We start from the raw sequence: 22,782 nt of genomic DNA on the forward strand, positions 1-22,782 counted from the left end.
AACCCGATCAAGTGTGGGAGCGAGCCTGCTCGCGAAGGCGATGTGACAGTCAACGAAAATGTTGAGTGTTACGACCCCTTCGCTAGCAAGCTCGCTCCCACATTTGCTTTGTGCATGCCACGGATTGTCTATGCTTACTCTTCACACATTGATGACGAGGGATTTATGGACGATCCAGTCGACAACAAGCCACCGACCTTCTGGCAGATGCTGCAAAGCGTCATGGCGGCGGCGTTCGGTGTGCAGAGCGGGAAGAATCGGGCGCGGGACTTCACCCACGGCAAGCCGAGTCATTTCGTGATTCTGGGGATTCTGTTCACGGCCGTGTTCGCTTTGACGCTGTTCGGCATCGTGCAACTGGTGGTGCATCTGGCGGGGCGTTAGCGCATCAGGGTTTGCAGGCTGAACGGATAGCGATAGGAGGTCGGCCGGCCCTTGGCCGACAGACGACGGAAATTCACCCCGTAATCCGGTGATGCGCCCATCGCCAGCAACCGCTTGGCGTGGGCCTTGTCGATCAGTTGCAATACCGGAATCAACCGGTCGCGCCCGCCGTACTGGTCCAGATCCACGCCCATTTCCACGTCATGCAACTCCACCAGCGCCCAACCGCCCAATGTGAAGTGCCCGCCCACCAACACGCTCAGGTGACCGTCGATCATCGCCTGCAATGCAGCGGGCGACGTGTTCACCCCGCTGAACAAGGCATCTTTGCCGGGCACGCCACCCGTCTCCGAATAGGCTTGCATGGCGCCAAACGCCATTTCGTCATTGGCAGACCACACCAACGAGACATTCGGGTAACGCCGGAACAACAATTTGGCCTGCTCATAGGCCCTTCCCCGGCTCCAGCCACCGTAAACCACTTGGCGCAAGCGCACTTCCGGGTGCTCGGCCAAGGCGCGCAGCATGCCTTGTTCGCGCAGTTGCGACGACGGCGTGATCTTCAGGCCGGAAAACGCCAGTAATTCGATGACCTGGCCAGGCGCCACGGGTGGATGCTGGCGAATCAGCTCCTTGAGCATCAGGTAGCCGCCCTCCTCATCGTTCGGCACCAGGCTGCCCAATCGATCGGAACGCTCGCCCAGCAGGCTCAGCTGATTGGCTGTCAGCGAAGCGTTGACCGTAAACAGCTTCACCCCGCTGCCTTGAGCCAGGCGCAGAATCTGTGGAGCGACATACTGCTCGTTGACGAACACCAGATAGTCCGGACGATCGGGACCTTGCAGGGCCAGGCGGGCTTGCGCCACGGTGAGCTCGGGCATACGTTGGGAATACAGAATTCGCAGATCAATGCGCAGATCCTTGGCGGCCGCCTGCATGAATTGCGAATAGCTGATCCAGAAGGCCTCATCCGTCTTGCCCGGATTGAGGAACAACACCGACTCTGCATGCGCGACAGGGCCCCAAGCCGCGCCAAGCATCAGCAGGAAGGTGTAGACAAACTTCAACATTAACGCCCGAGCCCCCGGAAATTTTCGCCGCGTATTATAGCCAGCGAAGTCCCGGCAAACGGCGTTTATTCCGGTTTTTGTCCGACAATCGTCGGAACCGGGCCCGGACGGGGTCGGTTATTGATGGCTGACCCAAAATACAGCGGTGCCCACGACCAGGATGATCAGGAACAGAATCGCCCAAGCATCGACCGTGCTATCAGGTTTTGTCGCTTTGGTAGGGTTGCTCATTGCATCGCCTCTTGTCGGTTTTATCGGTGATTGCATAAAGACTCGACCACAGTAAAGACGACGATTGCCCTCACGACAAATACGGGTTTATCCATAACGGATCTCGTTAGTCGTTTTGGTTCTTTACATATACTCAAACATCACTTTTGCGCATAACTGCAAACTGGTATCTTGCCCCGGCTCCGTAGGGAGTGCGCGGCCGTGCGCGCAGAATTGCCGAGGCAGCATCGGAGACCTCCAGGCGAAAAAACGCAACGGGATCCGACCGGCCCAAGCCTGAGAACAGGACTTATATGTACGTATATGACGAGTACGATCAGCGGATCATCGAGGACCGCGTCAAGCAGTTCCGTGATCAGACCCGACGCTATCTGGCAGGTGAGCTGAGCGAAGAAGAATTCCGCCCCCTGCGCCTGCAAAACGGGCTTTATATCCAACGCTTCGCGCCGATGTTGCGGGTGGCGGTGCCTTACGGCCAACTGACTTCGCGCCAGACGCGGATGATGGCCAAGATTGCCCGCGACTATGACAAGGGCTATGCCCACATCAGTACCCGGCAGAACGTCCAGTTCAACTGGCCGGCGCTGGAAGACATCCCGGACATTCTCGCTGAGCTGGCCACCGTGCAGATGCACGCGATCCAGACCAGCGGCAACTGCCTGCGTAACGTCACCACCGACCAGTTCGCCGGTGTCGCTGCCGATGAGCTGATTGACCCGCGTCCTTGGTGCGAGATCGTTCGCCAGTGGACCACGTTCCACCCGGAATTCGCCTACCTGCCGCGCAAGTTCAAGATCGCTATCAACGGTTCGACGTCTGACCGTGCGGCCATCGAAGTCCATGACATCGGGCTCGAGCCGGTGCACAACGCGGCCGGCGAACTCGGTTTCCGCGTGCTGGTGGGCGGTGGTCTCGGCCGTACACCGGTAGTGGGCGCGTTCATCAATGAATTCCTGCCGTGGCAAGACCTGTTGAGCTACCTCGACGCCATCCTGCGGGTCTACAACCGCTATGGCCGTCGTGACAACAAGTACAAGGCGCGGATCAAGATTCTGGTCAAGGCCCTGACGCCTGAAGTCTTCGCCCAGAAAGTCGACGCGGAAATGGAACACCTGCGCGGTGGCCAGACCACGTTGACCGAGGCCGAAGTGCATCGCGTCGCCAAACACTTCGTCGACCCGGACTACAAGGCCCTGGACAACCAGGCGGCCCAACTGGCCGAGCTCGACAAACAACACCCGGGCTTCGCCCGCTGGCGCACCCGCAATACCCTGGCCCACAAAAAGCCGGGTTATGTCGCGGTGACCCTGTCCCTGAAGCCGACCGGTGTTGCGCCGGGCGACATCACCGACAAGCAGCTCGACGCGGTGGCCGACCTGGCCGATCGCTACAGCTTTGGTCAACTGCGCACGTCCCACGAGCAGAACATCATCCTGGCCGACGTTGAACAGTCCCAACTGTTCGCGATGTGGGGCGAGTTGCGCGAGCAAGGTTTTGCCACGCCGAACATCGGCTTGCTGACCGACATCATCTGCTGCCCCGGCGGTGATTTCTGCTCGCTGGCCAACGCCAAGTCGATCCCGATCGCCGAGTCGATCCAGCGTCGTTTCGAAGACCTGGACTACCTGTTCGACATCGGCGAGCTGGACCTGAACATCTCCGGCTGCATGAACGCCTGTGGTCACCACCACGTCGGCCACATCGGCATCCTCGGGGTGGACAAGAAAGGCGAAGAGTTCTACCAGGTCTCCCTCGGTGGCAGCGCGAGCCGCGACGCCAGCCTGGGCAAGATCCTCGGCCCGTCCTTCGCCCAGGAAGCCATGCCTGACGTGATCGAGAAACTGATCGACGTGTACATCGAACAACGTACCGAAGACGAGCGCTTCATCGACACCTATCAGCGTATTGGCATCGACCTCTTCAAGGAACGCGTCTATGCAGCGAATCATTAAGAACAACGAGGTCGTCGACGAAACCTGGCACTTGCTGCCCAAGGATTTCAACATCGACGAGATCAGCAACTGCGATGACCTGATCGTCCCGCTGCAGCTGTGGCGCGAACACAGTCGTATGCTCAAGGCCCGCGATGGCGGTCTTGGCGTGTGGCTGGATGCCGATGAAGAAGCCGAGGAAATCGGTGAAGACGTCGATCAGTTCCAAGTGATCGCCCTGAATTTCCCGGCCTTCACCGACGGGCGCAACTACTCCAACGCACGTCTGCTGCGTGACCGCTATGGCTTCAAAGGCGAATTGCGGGCAATCGGCGATGTGCTGCGCGACCAGCTCTTTTACATGCACCGCTGCGGGTTCGACGCCTTTGCCATTCGCGCCGATAAAGACCCGTATGAAGCCCTTGAAGGTCTCAAGGACTTCTCGGTGACCTATCAGGCCGCCACCGACGAACCGCTGCCGTTGTTCCGTCGCCGCTGATACCGGCAAAACCTTGAACCCCGCCCGGGGTTCAAGGCGCCCTCCTTCGCTTAGAAACCCGCACGCGCCTCCAGCGCCCGGAATGCCGCCATCGGGTGATCGAAGCGCCCGCTCCCGCGAATTATCCGCCCCCACATGTCCTCTGAAGCATCGGCCTCATGCAACAACCGCCAGACTCGCGCCTGAAGTGACAGGTAACTGACCCGAAAGTCGGCCGTCAGGCTCAGCCGGTCTATGACGGCTAAAAACCGCGTACCGGAGGGTTTACCTGCCAATCGCTGCCAAAGGGCTTGCCGGGACTGTTGCAACGCTTCGTCGCAGTCGCGCAACCACACCGTCGGCGTACCATAATCCGCGGCCGGAGCGCTCAGCCACAGATTGATGCCCGTCTGTTCACGATGACTGATCAACCGGTGCAGCGTGTCCTCGTCTGTCAACGGATTGCCCCATAGCAATACGCGGTCGTCCGCCACCGCCTGATTGATGATCGCGGGCGGAACCCGGGTAATACGGTTGTCGCGCAGGTCCAGCATCGTCAGATAAGGCTCATCCTTGCCCCCGACAGGGCAGCGATTGATCGCCGTATTCCTCAGGTTGAGCTGGCGTAAATTGTTCATGCCCAGCACCACCGGCGGAACGCCCAACGGGTTGTCGCTCAGGTCCAGGGTTTGCAAGTGGGTCAGATCACTCAATTGTGAAGCGGCGCGCTCAGTGAATGCCAACTGTGTGGCTCGCAGATTGAGTGAGACCAGTTTCGGCAACTGCCCGATAACGGGCGGCAAGGCGCGCCCTGCGTCACCGCCTACGAAGAAAGGACGCAAATCGAAGCCTTCCAGATTCAACACTTCAAGGTTCGGAAAGCCCTCCAGGAACCCGTTCAGACTCTCGTGCTCGGTCAGGTGAAAACCATGCATCGACAATTCGATCACATCGTTGAGCCTGGCATTCAGCGTGGGTAATCGGTGAAAGTCCTCGAAGGTCAGGTCCAACCTGACACCACGCAGTTGCCCGTCGACATAGACACGATCTTGCAGCGGCCCGCGTTTTTGCCAAATGGCGACAAGCTCCACGGCAAGCTCATTCCTGACCCCGCGCTCCTGTTGCAGGGCGGTGTGCAGGACGTGGGCATTGTGCACGGCGATTTGCGCAGGGTTCATCCCCTCCGCCTCCTCATCGCCCATGGCCACGAAGGGAACGTCCATATCGGCAATGTCTTGTACCGCTTGATCGACCCATTCGGTCAAATCGACATTGAGCTGTTGCAGTTGCAGAGCCAGCAGGTCGATATACGCCTGCACCCTGCCCTCTGCCAGCAGCAACACCTGATCAATGCTCGCGTCGCTGATGTCCGGATAAATATCCTTGAACTGCAACTTGATCGCTTGCAACTTCAGGGCGTCACCCTGAGGGGTTGTCGGGTAACCGCCGCCGCGCAGTCCCTGCCGTTCAAAGGTCAACCCCGTGTCCAGCCTTTGCAGGCCGAGCAGGGTATCGGCACGGGACAATGCCCGATCGCCGAGGTTGAGCCGCAACGCCTTGGCCGGGTCTGGTGACGTGAGGTGCAACGCCGAGCGTTCCTCGTCCGTCAGCACGCCGAGGACCGCGTCATAGACATCCGTTTGCCGGCCTTGGCGCAGGTAACGGTTTCCCACCTTGATGATGTTTCGGCAGTGAGGGCTGTCAAGGGGGCCGCAACGATCAAGCACCCGGCCAGAGGACGCACCGTCGAGGACCTCGATGCGCAGGTCTTTCGGCCAGCCGGGCAGATTGTTCAGCGAGTGCAATGCCAGCGTGTCCGTCTCGGCATTCGCGACCGAGCGCAGGTAAAAGCCTTCATAGACCCGGTCGAGACGGACATGCTGTTGGTATTGCCGGGCTTTGCCGTCCAGTCGCGCGAATACCTGCCTGGCCTCGTTCGCATCTGGCAACGACGTGATGTCGATGCCATAGCGGTCGAGCATCTGCTCGATGGCGATTGTCGGCAGGTCGGGGTACTCGCGCTGAAATAGCCGGACCCATTCATGCTCCGACTTTTGCAGCGCTTCGTAGCGTTGGTTGAAAAGCACAGTGTCTGCTTCCAGACCGAGATCCTGATCGATCTTGAAGCGGCTGATGGTATCCGCCAATAAAGGGGTCGGTGGACGGCCCGTCTGCATCAACCGCAGCATGTCATCGTCGACCGCGCTGACCTTGGCGATCTGCGCCAGGACCTCATCGCTGAAGGAGGCCACCGAGGGGCCGATTCCACGGATCAATTCGATGCGAGGGTTCAAGGGCGTCGGCGCAACGGCCGGTTCCGACGCAGGACGGGCGCCCGGCTCTGCCGGATCGACGCTGGGCTCGCGGACGCGCTCCGCCATGCTATCGGCCTGCGCAGCGCTCCCATTGAGCGCTGACTCGGCACCCAGCATCGGCAACGCATTCAGCAAGCCAAACACCGTGCGTGTCCGGCCCTCCGAGCGTTGGCCCGGCGTTTTTCCATTGACCGCCTGATTCAGGCCATACCCGGCGTCAATGAGCCCGGCCAATGCCAGCACCCCCTCGCCTCCTGGGACAAACAAGGCGAGCGGACCAAACCGGTTGACCCATTGCACAACGGGTTCGACGACGGCGCTCAACTGATCCCGGTTGACCTGCGCATCGTCACGGATGGCCTGAAGCTCTGCCCGTGCGGCCTGTTTCATTGTCATTAGCAGGCGGGCAAAAGGGTCGGTCGCCGCCGCCGGATCATCGAAGCCGATGTAATCGTTCGGGTCCCAATAGCCGTCGTTGTTGAAGAAACCGGCGTTGTTGCCCAGCCAATGTTTAGCCGGATAAATCGCCATGCCATCCAGCGCTGTCAGGACACCGGCGTGAAACGTTCCATCTTCGCGATCGTCTTCGGCAAAGTGACGGGCCAAGGCCTGCCTGGTCGCGTCGAGCTTGCCCTGCGTGGCAACCCACTGGCGCAACTGCGCGGTATTGGCGAATTCATGCAGCGGGGAAGAATTGCCAGGGATGTACACCAGCACACGGGCACTGACGGTGTCACGGAAGGCCCAGATATCGGTCGCGGTGTAGCGGTACAGTTTCAGAAGGCCGAACTTGACGGTTGAAGGCACGCGAGTCGGTGCTTGCAGCTGCTCAAGGGTCAGCGTTTGCCAGGACTGATCGGCGGACAGACCTGCCGCCCGCATCGCCAGCGCCAGACCTTCTTGCGTCAGGCGTTGTTCATGTCTCTGCAACCAGGCCGCCATGACGAACGCCGCCTTGACCGACGTTCTCAATGCGGACGGTCTGGCCGCCACCTGCACAGCGTCGGCTGGCCATGCCTGATCGAGATACGCTTGGTACAGGTCCTTGAGCTCCAGCTCCCAGACCCATTTCTTGAAATCGGCGGGCCTGAGATTGAGCTGAGTCAGCGGCCCATATACCTGCGGGGTGGTCTGCCGGTAGATGCCTTCATAGGTCTGGTGATTGCCGCTGCCGTGATCGGCGAATTCGTCGACGTGCTCGACGATCCGAATGGTCGGTCCCACGTCCGGCGGCGTGTACAGGCCGAACGCCGTCTCGGCAAAACGCCCGTCACCCACCGTCTGGTCGTTGGACAGCAGCGCGTGCAGCAGCGACCGGGAACTTGCCACTCGTCCCTGCTCGAAACCGTTCTCGGCAGGATGACCCTTGTAATGGTAATCGAGCGTGACCAGCAAGGCCGTCTGCGGGTCGATGCCCGCGCCCCACTTTTGCTTGATCAGGCATTCGCCGAACTGCCCTGGGGATTGTGGCAAGGCGAGATCGATAACGGCTTTCAATTCATCACGCCATTTCGGCGCCGCCGACGGTGTCGGGCTATCAGCAGACTCGTGAGCGATGTCGTTCATTGAGGTGCCCCCGAATGGCTGGGCCCCGGGACTGGCGGCGCAGGATGGCGCATCAGCGCCGCACCGGTGAGCTGCCTGATCAATGCCCGACGTTCATTTTTGAAGTTATCGAAAATGGCGTTCAGGCGTTCGGTGGCCACCGGACGGGTGAGTTCAGCCTGCCTCTCCACCTGCGCAAAATCTCGTGCCGAGCGGTCGGCGATTGCCAGGAAACGATCTGGATTTGACACCTCCAGATACTCCACCCAAAACCGTTGGATGATCATCCATTCCAGCAACGCGCTGGTGCGTTCGGTGGTCAGGACTTTCTGATAAGCCCGTTCCAGCGCCGCCGGCGCCACCTCGACATCCAACGCCGATGTCACCATTCTGGGCTGAGCCGGCAAGCTCAGGCGTTCGGCCAGCCCCACGCGATACGCCAGACTGATTTCCAGAGCTTGTTCGTAGCTTCCGGACTGTGGACCGGTGCGCGCATTGATATCCGCCAGCGCAAACCCCTCGACCTCATGCAGCCTGAACAACCCCCTTAGCAGGGTGATCAGTTGCTGCTCCACCGAAGCAGGCCCGGTGAGGGCTGCGGCCATGGCCCGATAAAACAACACCTGCACTTCCATCTCACTGAAGAGTGCGGAGTAGCCATCAGCGCTGAACCTTCCGACCCGGGCCAGACGAAACAGCCTGCGTCGCAAGCCATCATCTTCCGTCGCAGCCTCCACGACACTCCACACCCGCTGGCTGAAGTGGCTGAACAGTCGTTTGTAATCGGCCGTCTCGGACAGTTGCGCAAGCACAGTGAAAAAGCCCCTGGATTCCGGATAGGCGCGCAATGAATCCCACAACCCGCGCTTGCGCCGGGTTTCGGTAGAGCCAAGCCCGGTCAGCCACGCGGAACTGTGAGCCTCGGTCGGCGAGTAAGCGCCTGAGCGACGGTAGTCCGAAGCAATGATCCCCAGGCTTACACCGGTCTTCTGCTGATGCACCACGACCTTTTTCAACGTGTCGGCGGACAGAGGATTGCCATACAGGTTGGTGCCTTTGTTCGGGACCGCATGCCCCTTGAAGACATCCTCAGGCAGGATTTCGATCTGATTGTCTCGTAAATCCAGCTCACTCAGCCTGGGCAAACCGGAGGCGCCCAAAGGCCAGTTTTTTATCCCGGTGCCTTGCAGGTTCAGGTGTTCCAGGTGCTGCAACTTGCTGACATCGGGAGCCCTCACAAGGTTTGGGTTAAACGCCAGGTTCACTGATTGCAGGCTGGTCATATCGGCCAATTGAGTCACCGACTCAGAGGTCAGTTGAATGAGGTTGTCGCTCAGGTCCAGATGGGCCAACCCGGGCATTGAGCTCAACGCCAGCGGCAGCCTCGTCAGTTGATTGCCTCTCAATGACAAGCTTCGAAGAGTGCGGAAGTTTCTCAGGAAGGCGTTCAGCCCGGCGCTGGCGCCCACGCCGTCCAGCACCAACCTCTCGACGTGGCTGAAGTCCCCGACGATAACCGGCAATTCGCCCAGAGGCTGGGCGTCAAAGCTGAGTGTGGAGCGTAGGTTAGCGCCCGCTTCACTCGCCTCGGGCTCGTTGCGCCAGCAGCGAATGATCGCCTGAGCGATGCGATATTTGCTGAGACGACTGACCTCCTGCCTTGAGCCATCGGGCCGCAGATACCAGGTTTGCCGACTGACCCAGTGACTCAGTACCTGCCTGATGGTCTGAAATTGCAGCCTCAACGCTTCCAGCTTCTTCAAGACGACCGTCACGTTCTGCCCCAGATCATTTACCAACGCGTGAATGCGAACCGGGGAATGCATCGGATACAGTTCCAGCGCCCTGCGGACCAGGACGTCTTGGGTGGTTTTGATGAGCACGGGCCTCGGTATAACGGGAGAAGACGACGTCGCGTGCCTGTCTGCCAGCCGCATGGGGGAGGTGTAGCCCGCTCGCGGGGGGCGTGCATCGATCAGTTCCGCGATGGCGGTTCGCCGTGTCAGGGCGAGCTGCGTTATTTTCTCTCGCAACGCTGCCCCGCCGTCGCTCAGGTTAACGCCCAGTGCTGTTTTGAGCGGCGTCGAGAGGCCATGCCAGAGGGCCTTGAAATACTGTTCGCGCGTGCGTCCCGCGAATGCGGTGGCGGGAGCAATGTCGTCGATCGACACGCTGTATCGATCAGGATGGACGTCGATCTGCAGCTTCTGCGCAGCGTCCGCCGATCCAATGCTGGTCGACTCGCTTTGCGCACCTGACGAAGCCTGTAACTGAACCCTGGTATTACCCGTCCATCCCGGCAGTTGCTCAAGGGTGTCGAGCACCAGGCGGTCGGTGGCCAGCCCACCCACGGCATTAAGGTACAACCCTTCGTAAGCGCGACTGACCTGCACCCGTTGCAAATAACGACGGGCTTCCTCCGCCAGACGCAAGGGTACGTTGCCCTCCTCCAGGCTGCTCAACTCCGCAGCATCGGCATGCCGCACCAGTTCTTCGGCAATCGCCGAGGGCAACTGGGCCATCTTGTCGATCAACACCGTGACCCGGGTATCAGCCGGTACTTCAGTACGTTTGTAAATCCGCTCGAACAGCGCGAGCTTGCTGCTTTCGGCTTGATCGGCAATGAGCTTTGTCAGGGCCTTTGCCCGCGCGCTCGCGTCCTGGGTAGTGGAGCCCAGAAGGCTTTGGCGTTGGGCGCTGTCCATGGCTGTCAGCAGCGAGGTGTGTAATTGGCCCTTATGCAAAGCATCCTGGTTGAGGCTGACGGTTTTCCCCGGTAACGCCGTGGCCGCGCCATAGAACCCCGTTTGCCTGCCTGCGGCAGTGACAACTTTGATGGCCGAGTTGTCTGGCCAATGACGGGACGTCGTCAGCAGGTGCAATTGCAGATCCGGGTCTGCCAAGACTGCCGACGACGGGGTTTTCAACTGCTCGATAAAGTCGGTGACCGCAGCATCCGCCCGAAACCGCTGCACTGTATCGACCAGCAGTGCCGGTGGCCGGCTGCGGTCGACGTGTGCCTGGCGCAAGACCGTGTCCTCGATCCCGCAGACGGCAAGGATGTGCGTCGCCGTGGTATCGGGCACCTTGTCGCGGGTGTAACCGAAACGGCGAAACAATTTTAGCCGATCCCATTCTTGCGGCAGCTCAGAGTCATGGCGCCACGCCCCGACATCGTTGGTTTCGAGCTCGGGTGAATAGGTGCCTCCGCTCCCCACCGGGGCAATCACCTCCCACAGGTCCGTCGCCGTTTTTGGCCGCACGGCATACAGATGTGTATCGATTGGAAGGTACGCCTGACCGTCCATCCAGTGCAGTCCTCTCGCATCCGCTGCGAGTGCCGGGGGCAACCGTCGGCTCTGTTGATACACCGTAAGATCGGGATTCCACAGACGGCCCCGAGCGTCCACACCCGGGACCTTTCTCAGGCGCTCGATGAAGACGGATGTCCTGATGTTTTTAAACGCGGTACCAACAGCCGCCGAACCAGCAGCAAACGCGGCCATCAGGATCAGGTTTTCGATGGTATCGAACAGATAATCCGTGGCTTGCTCCTGCTCGCCCCTGGACCAACTGGCCACGCTTTCATACACCTCCGACAGCAACTGCATCACCGTCACAGCCAAGAGGATGTGGCCAACAAACGGCACAAACGATGCACCGAACAACAGGACATTAAGGCTGATGGCCTTGTAGGTCTCCAGCCTGTCCAGTCGGGATTTTTCGTCTTCGTCGTCCGTGGGCACCACCAGAAGCCGGGCATCGGCGATGACCTGGTTCGCATACTGACGAAAAATTTCCTCGAACATGTCGCCTTGTATGTCCACACCCGACAGCGACACGTAGACACTGGTCGCGGGAAGCGGCGAGGAAACGGGGACGGACAAGCGTTTTTCAAGAGCTTGCAGAAACGCGGACCGTTCACCCAGCTTGATGTAGCGCATGAAGAATTTTTGGAACGCGGAGGTTCTCAGACGCTTACTCAATTCCACCTCGAAATCCGTGAAGGACGCGTATTCCTTCAACGGGTGCAGCGGGTCATCCGGCAGGTAGACCACGCAGCGGTAATCGTCATCGTCATGCTCCTCGACCGGCCCGATAAACATCGCGCCATTGACCGTGACATCAAACATTTCCAACGCCTGGTAACCCAGTGTGTGGTTGCCAAGTTTGACGGGGCGCTGTTCCTTGACTGACTTCAATGCCTGGTGCATTTCGACACTGATGGCTTTTTTCATCAGCGCGACATGCCGCTGTACTTCAAAGCTGTTCTTGGCGTGTGCAACATACTTGTTAGATAAGTGGTTGATACCGGACGCTGGCTCAAACAGTGATTTGACATGCGCCTGGTATTGTTTTCCAAGATCAAGTTTGCGGCACAACGCGGCGAACTCATGCGGCTCTATCGATAAGACTTTATTGACTGTGCCGGTGATGGTTTGCGGGATATAAATTAACGATGTATCGCTATAGTTTCCGGCCAGTGTTTCGCTGAGTTCAAAATTTTCACAGGCGGCCGACAGCAGATCCCGATCAATCGGCAGCACCAGTTTCTTGCGAAGTCCCAGCAGGCTGGACGTTGATCGCACGTGCTGGAAAATGACGCCCTGCGTATCCAGTGGCGTACCCAGCTTGTCCGACATGGCTTGAGCCAGTAAGGGACGACAGACGCTTTCAGGCGATTTGAAGCCCTTCAGGAGGTCGGCAAGTTCACCTCTTGAACGATGGCTGGCGGTCAGGCTTTCATAAAGTTCACTTCGCCGTTGACTTGAGGCAGTCAACAACCAGGCAGGAGCATTACTTTTAATCAGATCAAAAAAGACACCCTGTTGATCTGGCGTCAACACAGGCGTGTTTGAGTTTGTGGGCGGAGAAGACATTGTGATCACTCGAAACTGACTAGGATCGCTAGCCTATCGAGCCACTTTTTTAAAAAGCGCTATCTATATACCGCCACAAAAAAACGGTCGCTTTCACTGCAAGGCAGTGCAAGCGACCGTTGATTTAAAGTGTTACCAAAAGCGTTGCTGGGTCAACCGGCTCCACCAGCTCAGCAATACGCGATCCACCGACCCACTGGCCGCCATCCCGATACGCTCTTGCAGGCTTTTGCGTTCGGCGTAATGCAAATGGTACAGCTCCGACTTCTTCGCTCGTTCAGCGAGGTATTCATCGCTGGTCTTGAGTTCGTCCACCAGTTGCTTGTCCAGCGCGGCGATGCCGAGCCAGATTTCACCGGTGGCCACTTCGTCAATGGCCAGTTGCGGGCGATAACGCGAGACGAAGTTCTTGAACAGCTGGTGGGTGATGTCCAGGTCTTCCTGAAACTTCTCGCGGCCTTTCTCAGTGTTTTCGCCAAACACAGTCAAGGTGCGCTTGTATTCGCCGGCGGTCAGGACTTCGAAGTCGATGTCGTGCTTTTTCAGCAAGCGATTGACGTTAGGCAACTGCGCCACGACGCCGATCGAACCCAGAATCGCAAACGGGGCGCTGATGATCTTCTCGCCGATACACGCCATCATGTAACCGCCACTGGCCGCGACCTTGTCGATGCAGATGGTCAACGGCACGCCGGCATCGCGGATGCGCGCCAGCTGCGAGGACGCCAGGCCGTAGCTGTGAACCATGCCGCCGCCGCTTTCCAGACGCAGTACCACTTCGTCTTTGGGCGTCGCCAACGTCAACAGTGCCGTGATCTCATGGCGCAGACTTTCAGTGGCCGACGCCTTGATGTCGCCGTCGAAATCCAGCACGAATACCCGCGGCTTGGCCTCGGGTTTCTTCTTTTGTTTTTTATCGGTTTTAGCCTGGGACTTGCGCAAGGCCTTGAGCTGGTCCTTGTCGAGCAAGGTTTGCTCCAGGCGTTCGCGCAGCTCTTTGTAGAAATCATTCAGCTTGCTGACTTGCAACTGGCCGGCCGATTTGCGCCGACCTTTGCTGCGCAGCGCCGCGAAACTGGCCAGGACCACCAGAATGGCGATCACCAGTGTCACGGTCTTGGCCAGGAAACTGGCGTACTCGGACAAAAACTCCACAGTGACTCCTTCAAAACGATGCGCGGCTTAAAACACGCGCGGGACAACGCCAGCATACCCATGCTCCGCCTCGGCGGCCAGCCGTGAAACCTCTGGCAACAGGCCTGTAACGGGCATTTCAAACAAGCGTATGTTTTTTCATTGACAGCTCACTGTCATCCTCATAACCTCGCCAAACCTTCAACGTACCGGGATGACGCGGACGTGGGCAGCATCTATCTGATTCGACATGGCCAGGCCTCCTTTGGTGCAGACGACTATGACGTCCTGTCGCCGACCGGTGTTCGCCAGGCAGAAATCCTCGGCCAGCACCTCGCCGAGCTGGGTGTCAGCTTTGACCGCTGCCTCTCGGGCGACTTGCGCCGTCAGCAGCACACCGCCACCAGCGCGCTGGAACAGTTCGCTGCCGTGGGCTTGCCGGTGCCGACCCTGGAAATCGATTCCGCCTTCAACGAATTCGACGCCGACGCGGTGATCCGCGCGCTGCTGCCAGCCATGCTGGAGGATGAACCCGAAGCCCTGGACATCCTGCGCAATGCCGCGCAAAACCGTGCCGAGTTCCAGCGCATCTTCGCCCTGATCATCGAGCGCTGGCTTGCCGGCACCTATGACACGCCGGGGCTTGAAAGCTGGCTTGGGTTTGTCGAACGCGTACAGGCCGGTCTGCACCGCCTCCTCGAAAGCGCCGACAACACCCAGAAAATCGCCGTGTTCACCTCCGGTGGCACCATCACTGCCCTGCTCCACCTCATTACTCAGATGCCCGCAAGGCAGGCATTTGAACTGAACTGGCAAATCGTCAACACCTCGCTCAACCTGCTGAAGTTTCGCGGTCGCGAGGTGGCACTGTCTTCTTTCAACAGTCATGCGCACTTGCAGCTGTTGAAGGCACCGGAACTCATCACGTTTCGCTGAGTCCGGACTATTGTGACCCTGGCTGTAATCACCCAGCTCTAATTACCCAAGAAAGGATCGAACCATGACCTCCGTAGCTGATGCCGTACAAGCAATGAAAGCCAAGTTCAACCCAGCCGCCGCTGCCGGTCTGGACCTGGTATTCGGTTTCCGCATCGACGACACCAAGAATTTCTCGCTGGTCGTCAAAGATGGCACTTGCGAGCTGCAGGAAGGCGAAAATCCTGACGCCCAGGTCACTCTGGTGATGGACGGCGAAACCCTGCAAGGCATCGTCGACGGTTCGACCGACGGCATGCAAGCGTTCATGGGCGGCAAACTGCGCGCTGAAGGCGACATGATGCTGGCCATGAAACTGTCCGAGCTGTTCCCAAGCTAAGACGGCGGTTCCCATCTTCGGGAACCTCTCTGGCTGCACACGAATCCCGCCCCTTGTGGCGGGATTCGTCGTTTTCCGCCCCCGCAAATCGGCTACCGGTGAATTTGCCGTCTATATTCCTTGTGGCCGCATGCGTCAGACATCGGCTGTTTGCCCCTCGATGAATTGACGGAGCGCACTGCCATGAGTCCACCTGACAACCACGAAGGTCTGAACCGCCGACGTGTACTGCAAGGCCTTTCGGCAGGCGCCGTCGGTGCCTGGATCAGCCCGCTCATCGCAGGGAGTAAAACCATGCCCGACACCCCGGCCGACCTCATTCTGTACAACGGACGCCTGCACACCGTCGACCGCAAGAAACCCCAGGCCAGCGCCGTCGCGATCAAGGACGGACGCTTCGTGGTAGTCGGCAGCGACGCCCAGGCCATGGCCCTGCAAGGCCCCGGCACACAGATCGTCGACTTGCACGGACGCACGGTGATTCCCGGCCTCAACGACTCGCACCTGCACCTGATCCGCGGTGGCTTGAACTACAACCTCGAACTGCGCTGGGAAGGCGTGCCATCGCTGGTCGATGCCCTGCGCCTGCTCAAGGACCAGGCCGACCGAACGCCCACACCGCAATGGGTGCGGGTGGTCGGTGGCTGGAACGAATTCCAGTTTGCCGAGAAGCGCCTGCCGACGATTGATGAACTGAACAAAGCCGCACCGGACACCCCGGTGTTCGTGCTGCACCTTTACGACCGCGCCCTGCTCAACCGCGCGGCGCTGAAAGTGGTCGGTTATACCCGCGACACGCCGAACCCGCCGGGCGGCGAAATCCAGCGGGACGCTAATGGTGATCCCACCGGCATGCTGATCGCCCGCCCGAACGCGATGATTCTCTACTCGACCCTGGCCAAGGGGCCGAAGTTGCCGCTGGACTATCAGGTCAACTCGACCCGCCAGTTCATGCGCGAACTCAATCGCCTCGGCGTGACCAGCGCCATCGATGCCGGCGGCGGTTATCAGAATTACCCGGACGACTATCAAGTCATTCAGCAGCTGGCCAAAGACCAGCAACTCACCGTGCGCATCGCCTACAACCTGTTCACACAGAAACCCAAGGAAGAGCTGACCGACTTCAAAAACTGGACCAGCACCTCCCATTACGGCCAGGGCGACGATTTCCTGCGGCACAACGGTGCCGGGGAAATGCTGGTGTTTTCGGCGGCCGACTTCGAAGACTTCCTCGAACCACGCCCGGACTTGCCGCAAACCATGGAACAGGAGTTGGAACCAGTGGTGCGGCATCTGGTGGAACAGCGCTGGCCGTTCCGCCTGCATGCCACCTACAACGAATCCATCAGCCGCATGCTCGACGTGTTCGAGAAGGTCAATCGCGACATCCCGTTCGACGGTTTACCGTGGTTTTTCGATCATGCGGAAACCATCACCCCGCGGAACATCGAGCGGGTCAAAGCCTTGGGCGGGGGCATCGCCATTCAGGATCGCATGGCTTTCCAGGGCGAATATTTCGTCGACCGCTATGGCGCCAAAGCCGCCGAACACACGCCGCCGATTGCGCGCATGCTCGCAGAAGGTATTCCGGTGGGGGCCGGCACCGATGCCACGCGGGTGTCCAGCTACAACCCCTGGACATCGATGTATTGGCTGGTCAGCGGCCGCACCGTTGGCGGACTGGAACTGTACCCGCAAGGCTTGAGCCGCGATACGGCGCTGGAACTCTTCACCCACGGCAGCGCCTGGTTTTCGTCCGAACAAGGCAAGAAAGGCCAGATCAAGGTCGGGCAACTGGCGGATCTGATTGCACTCTCGGCGGACTATTTCCACATCGACGATGAAGCGATCAAATGGATCGAGTCGGTGCTGACCATTGTCGACGGCAAGATCGTCTACGGCAGCGTCGAGTTTGAAAAACTCGGGCCGCCGCCGATTCCTGTGGTGCCCGAGTGGTCGCCCGTCGCCAAGGTGCCGGGCCACTGGAAGCCCGTGGCGCCACTGACGGCGCAGGTGCATCAATGCATCGGCGCGTGCGCGGTGCATGCGCACAGCCACGAGCGGGCGCGATTGTCGTCAGCGCCGGTCAGCGACTTTCAGGGGTTCTGGGGCGCGTTTGGCTGTTCGTGTTTTGCGTTTTGAATAATGATTCCCCCACACCCACTGGGGGTCTGCCTCAGGCATGACTCCCAGGCTGTAGCCGCACTCGCGAATCCCCCCTTCTTTAGCGACCGCCGACATCGCAAACTCGTCTAAAAAACTGTTAGTTCTTACAGGTGCCAGCACAAGGACGTCGGCCCTATTCTTTCAACTGACAGGCAAGTCGGAATGGTTTGACCCACATCAAGGTCCAGCGCCTGTCATTCCCGCAACCTAACTTGCATCGAAAGCCAATGAAGGCTTATTCGAGGCTGATGGCCGGCCATTCTCAAGGAAGAGTCAAACATGCGTTCACTCAACATTATCCTGTTGTCATCGGCATTCAATGGTCTGAGCCAAAGGGCCTGGCTCGAATTGCGCGAGTTGGGACATAGCCCCAGCGTAGTGCTGTTCACCGACGAAGAAGCTGTCTGCGAGCAGATTGAGCAGTCGGGGGCCGACCTGGTGATTTGCCCATTCCTCAAGGACCGGGTGCCGCAACTCCTGTGGAGCAACCGTGATCGCCCGCTGGTGATTATCCATCCGGGCATTGTCGGTGACCGGGGCGCCAGCGCACTGGATTGGGCCATTACCCGTGAGCTGACCCGCTGGGGTGTCACCGCGCTTCAAGCCGTGGAAGACATGGATGCCGGGCCGGTCTGGTCTACGTGCGAATTCAACCTCCCCCAAGGCCTGCGCAAATCCGAGCTGTATAACGGCCCGGTCAGCGATGCCGCGATCCGCTGCATTCGTGATGTCGTGGACAAATTCATCGACGGTTATGAGCCCGTACCGGTCGAACATCATCCCCGGGTGATGGGCCACTTGCAGCCGAACATGAACCAGGCTGATCGGACCTTCGGTTGGCATGACTGCTCGCGATTCATCAAACGCTGCATCGACGCAGCGGACGGGCAACCTGGCGTATTGGCGAGCCTGGCAGGTGGTCAGTATTACGTGTACGACGCCCATCTGGACTCACGCAGCGGCACACCTGGAGACATTCTGGCGGTGCGCGACGACGCGGTACTGGTCGCCACCGGCGATCACAGTGTGTGGATCGGTTCGATGCGACGCAAACCCCGGCCGGGCGAAGAAACCTTCAAACGTCCAGCCCGGCATGTACTCGCTGCTCAACTGAATAACGTGCCCATCCTCCACGGATCGATCGCCTCGTCCCCTGACACCGAAACCTATCAACCGATCCGCTACCGTGAATCGGGGACTGTCGGCGAGCTCACCTTCGAGTTTTATAACGGCGCCATGAGCACCGAGCAATGCCAGCGACTGGTCACCGCTCTGCGCTGGGCCAAGACCCGAGATACCCAGGTGCTGCTGATCAAGGGTGGGCGCGGCAGTTTCTCCAATGGCGTGCACCTCAACGTGATCCAGGCTGCCGAGGCGCCGGGGCTGGAGGCCTGGGCCAATATCCAGGCGATCGACGACGTCTGCGAAGAAATGCTCAGCGCCCGGCAACTGGTGGTCAGCGGCCTGACGGGCAGTGCCGGGGCCGGCGGCGTGATGCTGGCGCTGGCCGCAGATATTGTCTTCGCGCGCGCGGATATCGTCCTCAACCCGCACTACAAAACCATGGGGCTGTACGGCTCTGAATACTGGACCTACAGCCTGCCCCGCGCCGTCGGTCCGCGGATGGCGGAAAAACTTTGCGAGGAGTGCCTGCCGGTCAGCGCGACGCATGCCATGCAACTGGGCATGGTTCAGGAAATCGGCCCACGCTGCCCGGACGCGTTCGGCCGGTGGTTGTTGCAACGGGCGGGCAATGCGCTGACCGATCCGGCGTATGCCGCTGTGCGCGAGCGCAAGAGCCGGCTCGATACCCAACTCATGCAGCACTGCAGAAACGCCGAGCTGGCGGCGATGGAACTGGACATGGTGCACGACCGCAAACAGTTCGCCGAGAAGTGCCGACATTTTGTGTTCAAGCGCAAGGCGTGCGGCACACCGGTGCGGCTGGTGGCGCAGTGGGCACGCCAGCGCAGCCGGACGCAGCCGTTGGCCGCTGCTACATAAGCCGGCCCCCGCAGATCCGTTTACAATGCCGGCACCTCCCGCACCGGCCGCCCCATGGACATTGATCTCGCTCGCACCTTTCTGGAAATTGTTCGCCACGGCAGCCTGGCTGCCGCGGCGGAAAAACTTCACGTCACCCAGACCGCAATCACGGCGCGCGTGCAAAAACTCGAGAGCCAGCTGGGCAGCACGTTATTCGTGCGCAACCGTGCCGGCGCGCGGCTGACCCCCAATGGCGAGGCCTTTGTGGTGTACGCCAATCAACTGGTCGAGACCTGGGAAGCCGCGCGGCGGGACTTGCCGTTGCCCGACGGTTACCGCGATGTGCTGCACATTGGCGGCGAGGTCAGTCTGTGCAATCCGCTGATGCTCAGTTGGGCCGGCGAACTGCGCGAGAAGATTCCCAGTCACGCCTTGCGCATGGAAATCCGCGACGGCGAGACCCTGCTGCGCCAACTGGAACTGGGGGTGCTGGACGCGGCGCTGGTCTATCAGCCCGAATATTGGCCGCGCCTGCAAGTCGAGCAGATCCTCGAAGAAAAACTCATCCTGGTACGCCTCGCCGGGCAGCCCGATCCTTATGTGTATATCGACTGGGGTCCGGACTTCCGCCGCCAGCACGATGCCGCCCTGCCGGAAAAAGCCAAGGCCGCCCTGAGCTTTAACCTCGGCCCCCTGGCCTTGCAATACATTCTGGAAAACGGCGGCAGCGGCTACTTCCGTACACGCGTGGTGCAGAGTTACCTCGAAAGCGGCGTGCTGGAGCCCGTGCCCAAAGCCCCGGAATTCAGTTACCCGACCTACCTGGTTTACTCGCGGGATCGCGACTCGGCGACCCTGCAACGGGCCTTCGATTTACTGCGTGAAGTGATCAAGATCGACGACGACTGGTCCCAGCGCTGGAATCCGCTGACCTGAATACACCGGATCATGGCGCTTGTGTCATCCAGGTTTGCCCAAGCTTGCGCGGGCAGATCAGCTAATCTGCTGGTGATAACAATAAGCAGAGGTGAACGCAGTGAGGCAAACCACCCAGGCATTCCGCGACCGCTATCGCGCTGACATCCATCCGCTCTACAACCCCTGGCTGCACGGGGCCTTTGTGCTGCTGTTCGGCGTGCTGGCCATCGGTGGGTTCTGGAGCACTGTGCATCAGGTCCGGCCGCTGGAATGGCTGACAGTGCCGTTGACGCTGTTGTTCTTCAACTTCGGCGTGTACCTGGTGCACCGGCACTTGGGGCATCACAAAAAGAGCTTCGCGCGGATGTTCTACGCCCGCCATGCCGGCGACCATCACAGTTTTTTCGCCCCCGGCCACATGACCTACGATACTGCCCGGGACTGGCGGGTGATTCTGTTTCCAGCCTGGCTGATCGTGATCCACACCGTGGTCTTCACCCTGCCCGCCTGGTGGCTGTTCAAGCAGGTCAATGCCAACGTCGCCGGATTGTTTGGTGGCTGTCTGGTCCTAGGGTACCTGATGTACGAGGTGTTCCATGCCTGCGAGCATTTACCGCCGGACAACCCGGTCACACGTCTGCCGTGGATCCGCCAGATGCGCCGCCTGCATGAACTGCATCACCGCCGCGAGCTGATGCAGGAACGCAATTTCAATATCGTTTTCCCGCTGATGGACTACCTGTTCGGCACCCTGTACTGGGAGCCGGTGCCTGCCCCCCTGACGAGTACGACCATGACCCGCATGCAGCACCAGATCGCTATCGCTGGAACTCCGATTGACGTGCTCGCCTATGCCAGCACCGTCACCCGTTGGCCGGAGTGGCATCCGTCGTCCCTGAAGGTCGAGGGCCAGGGTGGGCCGCTGCATGCCGGCCTGCGGTTCGAGGAGGACATCAGTGCCGGCGGGCGCGCGGGGCACTTGAGTTGGGAAGTCAACGAATACCTGCCAGGACGCCGCTGGAGTGCCTGGGCGCGCGGTGATCACGGGTTGTCGCTGGTCGTGACCTACGAATGCGAGGCGCAGGGCGAAGGCACACGTTTTGTACGGACCCTGGAGTATCAATTCTCGGGCCTGGCGATGCGAATCACCAATCGATTGCTGCTCAAGCGACGTATCGAGCGTGAGTCCGCAGCATCGATGCTGGCGTTGCGTGACATGGCGCAGAAAAACCTGAATCCGGCAGGAGTCAGCGTGTGAGAAGCGCCTTCAGGTTTCGCCATCTGTTGTCGCTGCTGATCATTGTCCTGGGGGCTTTTCTATTGTTGTTCCCGACCAAGGTTCGGCCGGTGGCCTGGACACCGCCGCCGGCGCCTTCCCTGACCAGCGGGGTGTATGCCGACAATCAGCGGCTCAAAGGGGTGGAGCGTGTCGGCCCGGCGGACATCGAAGGGCCCGAGGCGCTGCTGCTGGAAGATAACGTGCTCATCACCGGGCTGCACGACGGCCGGCTGATCCGCACCAGCCTCGACGGCAAGGACACCAAAGTGCTGGCCGATACCGGCGGCCGGCCTCTGGGCCTGGCGCGGCACCCGAACGGGTTGCTGGTAATCGCTGACGGCGTGAAGGGTTTGCTGTCGCTGGATGCCCAGGGCCGGTTGATCCCGCTGACCACCTCGGCCGGCGGCGTGCCTTTCGGGTTTACCGATGACGTGGCCATCGATAAATCCGGGCACTACGCCTATTTCAGCGACGCTTCCAGCCGCTGGGGCTACGGCAAGGATGGCGAGGCAATCATCGAGCACGGGGGCGACGGCCGTTTGTTGCGTTACGACTTCCAGACCGGCAAGACCACGGTGTTGCTGGACACGCTGGAGTTTGCCAACGGCGTGACGCTGGGCCCGGACGACAGCTTTGTGCTGGTCAACGAAACTGGCGCTTACCGCATCATCCGTTTCTGGTTGAGCGGGCCGAATGCCGGAACTCACGATGTATTTATCGACAATCTGCCGGGGCTGCCGGACAACCTCGCGTTCAATGGCCGCGACCGTTTCTGGGTGGCGCTCTACGCACCGCGTAATGCGCTGCTCGACGCCACGGCGCAGCACCCGTTCGTGCGCAAAATGATTGTTCGGGCATTGACGGTACTGCCCAAACCCGTGGAAAAGCGCGCCTTTGCGCTGGGTCTGGACCTGGACGGCAAGGTGATTGCCAACCTGCAGGATGCGAGCACCGGTAATTACTCGCCGATCACGACAGTACGCGAGTATGGGGACTGGTTGTACCTGGGTTCGTTGAAGGCAAAAAACATGGCGCGCCTGCCCCTGAACACCGCGCTCCAGAAATAACGCACACCAAAAATGTGGGAGCGGGCCTGCTCGCGCGGGCAGTCTGCCATTCAATAGTGATATTGACTGGCAGGCTCGCTCCT

At 60.0% G+C, this 22,782-nt stretch carries 14 protein-coding genes; 10 read left to right on the plus strand and 4 right to left on the minus strand.

Features of this window, described 5'->3' with window-relative positions; all coding sequences use genetic code 11:
* Positions 1–165: 165 nt before the first annotated feature.
* Entirely contained in the window at positions 166–384 is a 219-nt protein-coding gene (locus AC1ROI_RS02435) for a DUF2970 domain-containing protein (protein WP_010460924.1), read from the plus strand.
* Here AC1ROI_RS02435 and AC1ROI_RS02440 read toward each other — a convergent pair.
* Positions 381–1,454 (minus strand): ABC transporter substrate-binding protein, encoded by a 1,074-nt coding sequence (locus tag AC1ROI_RS02440; protein ID WP_102593997.1) that lies wholly within the window; start codon positions 1,452–1,454, stop codon positions 381–383. The genes AC1ROI_RS02435 and AC1ROI_RS02440 overlap by 4 nt on opposite strands.
* A gap of 524 nt (positions 1,455–1,978) precedes the next feature.
* On the opposite strand from AC1ROI_RS02440, the gene AC1ROI_RS02445 reads away from it, so the two are divergent.
* Both AC1ROI_RS02445 and AC1ROI_RS02450 read left to right on the plus strand, forming a co-directional pair.
* Positions 1,979–3,637, plus strand: coding sequence for a nitrite/sulfite reductase (locus AC1ROI_RS02445; RefSeq protein WP_102593996.1), 1,659 nt, complete (start codon positions 1,979–1,981; stop codon positions 3,635–3,637).
* Entirely contained in the window at positions 3,621–4,115 is a 495-nt protein-coding gene (locus AC1ROI_RS02450) for a DUF934 domain-containing protein (RefSeq protein WP_010460931.1), read from the plus strand. Before AC1ROI_RS02445 ends, AC1ROI_RS02450 begins: the two co-directional genes overlap by 17 nt.
* Positions 4,116–4,165: 50 nt before the next feature.
* Here AC1ROI_RS02450 and AC1ROI_RS02455 read toward each other — a convergent pair whose 3' ends face one another.
* The 3 genes from AC1ROI_RS02455 to sohB form a co-directional block, all read right to left on the minus strand.
* A complete protein-coding gene (locus tag AC1ROI_RS02455; protein ID WP_102593995.1) occupies positions 4,166–7,975 on the minus strand; it encodes a dermonecrotic toxin domain-containing protein in 3,810 nt (1,269 codons plus the stop codon).
* Entirely contained in the window at positions 7,972–12,834 is a 4,863-nt protein-coding gene (locus AC1ROI_RS02460) for an NEL-type E3 ubiquitin ligase domain-containing protein (RefSeq protein ID WP_256580156.1), read from the minus strand. Before AC1ROI_RS02460 ends, AC1ROI_RS02455 begins: the two co-directional genes overlap by 4 nt.
* A 132-nt stretch (positions 12,835–12,966) precedes the next feature.
* Complete coding sequence (sohB, locus tag AC1ROI_RS02465; RefSeq protein ID WP_010460936.1) at positions 12,967–13,989, minus strand: protease SohB; 1,023 nt, start codon at positions 13,987–13,989, stop codon at positions 12,967–12,969.
* Positions 13,990–14,193: 204 nt separating this feature from the next.
* On the opposite strand from sohB, the gene AC1ROI_RS02470 reads away from it, so the two are divergent.
* The 7 genes from AC1ROI_RS02470 to AC1ROI_RS02500 all read left to right on the plus strand — a co-directional run bounded on the left by AC1ROI_RS02470 (position 14,194) and on the right by AC1ROI_RS02500 (position 22,699).
* On the plus strand, positions 14,194–14,904 hold the full coding sequence (locus AC1ROI_RS02470) for a histidine phosphatase family protein (RefSeq protein WP_077749673.1): 711 nt from the start codon (positions 14,194–14,196) through the stop codon (positions 14,902–14,904).
* 64 nt (positions 14,905–14,968) lie between these two features.
* Positions 14,969–15,283, plus strand: coding sequence for an SCP2 sterol-binding domain-containing protein (locus AC1ROI_RS02475; RefSeq protein WP_102593993.1), 315 nt, complete (start codon positions 14,969–14,971; stop codon positions 15,281–15,283).
* Positions 15,284–15,577: 294 nt separating this feature from the next.
* Complete coding sequence (locus AC1ROI_RS02480; protein ID WP_010460943.1) at positions 15,578–17,425, plus strand: amidohydrolase; 1,848 nt, start codon at positions 15,578–15,580, stop codon at positions 17,423–17,425.
* A 303-nt stretch (positions 17,426–17,728) separates the two neighbouring features.
* Positions 17,729–19,453: a hydrogenase maturation protein gene (locus tag AC1ROI_RS02485; RefSeq protein WP_102593992.1), complete on the plus strand. Its 1,725-nt coding sequence runs from the start codon at positions 17,729–17,731 to the stop codon at positions 19,451–19,453.
* A gap of 54 nt (positions 19,454–19,507) precedes the next feature.
* The gene (locus tag AC1ROI_RS02490; protein ID WP_010460947.1) at positions 19,508–20,371 is read left to right on the plus strand and encodes a LysR family transcriptional regulator; all 864 of its coding nucleotides are present in this window, start codon (positions 19,508–19,510) and stop codon (positions 20,369–20,371) included.
* Positions 20,372–20,471: 100 nt separating this feature from the next.
* Complete coding sequence (locus tag AC1ROI_RS02495; RefSeq protein ID WP_102593991.1) at positions 20,472–21,611, plus strand: SRPBCC family protein; 1,140 nt, start codon at positions 20,472–20,474, stop codon at positions 21,609–21,611.
* On the plus strand, positions 21,608–22,699 hold the full coding sequence (locus tag AC1ROI_RS02500) for an SMP-30/gluconolactonase/LRE family protein (RefSeq protein WP_010460951.1): 1,092 nt from the start codon (positions 21,608–21,610) through the stop codon (positions 22,697–22,699). The genes AC1ROI_RS02495 and AC1ROI_RS02500 overlap by 4 nt, the downstream gene beginning before the upstream one ends.
* Positions 22,700–22,782 lie beyond the last annotated feature (83 nt).

This window comes from Pseudomonas sp. GW823-FHT02C02 (assembly GCF_058797635.1).

Excerpts from the sequence above, each read along its gene's own strand:
- AC1ROI_RS02490 (WP_010460947.1), top strand. The coding sequence starts at position 19,508 with ATGGACATTGATCTCGCTCGCACCTTTCTGGAAATTGTTCGCCACGGC.
- AC1ROI_RS02445 (WP_102593996.1), top strand. The coding sequence starts at position 1,979 with ATGTACGTATATGACGAGTACGATCAGCGGATCATCGAGGACCGCGTC.
- AC1ROI_RS02435 (WP_010460924.1), top strand. The coding sequence starts at position 166 with ATGGACGATCCAGTCGACAACAAGCCACCGACCTTCTGGCAGATGCTG.
- AC1ROI_RS02440 (WP_102593997.1), bottom strand. The coding sequence starts at position 1,454 with ATGTTGAAGTTTGTCTACACCTTCCTGCTGATGCTTGGCGCGGCTTGG.
- AC1ROI_RS02450 (WP_010460931.1), top strand. The coding sequence starts at position 3,621 with ATGCAGCGAATCATTAAGAACAACGAGGTCGTCGACGAAACCTGGCAC.
- AC1ROI_RS02460 (WP_256580156.1), bottom strand. The coding sequence starts at position 12,834 with ATGTCTTCTCCGCCCACAAACTCAAACACGCCTGTGTTGACGCCAGAT.
- AC1ROI_RS02455 (WP_102593995.1), bottom strand. The coding sequence starts at position 7,975 with ATGAACGACATCGCTCACGAGTCTGCTGATAGCCCGACACCGTCGGCG.
- AC1ROI_RS02485 (WP_102593992.1), top strand. The coding sequence starts at position 17,729 with ATGCGTTCACTCAACATTATCCTGTTGTCATCGGCATTCAATGGTCTG.
- AC1ROI_RS02480 (WP_010460943.1), top strand. The coding sequence starts at position 15,578 with ATGCCCGACACCCCGGCCGACCTCATTCTGTACAACGGACGCCTGCAC.
- AC1ROI_RS02475 (WP_102593993.1), top strand. The coding sequence starts at position 14,969 with ATGACCTCCGTAGCTGATGCCGTACAAGCAATGAAAGCCAAGTTCAAC.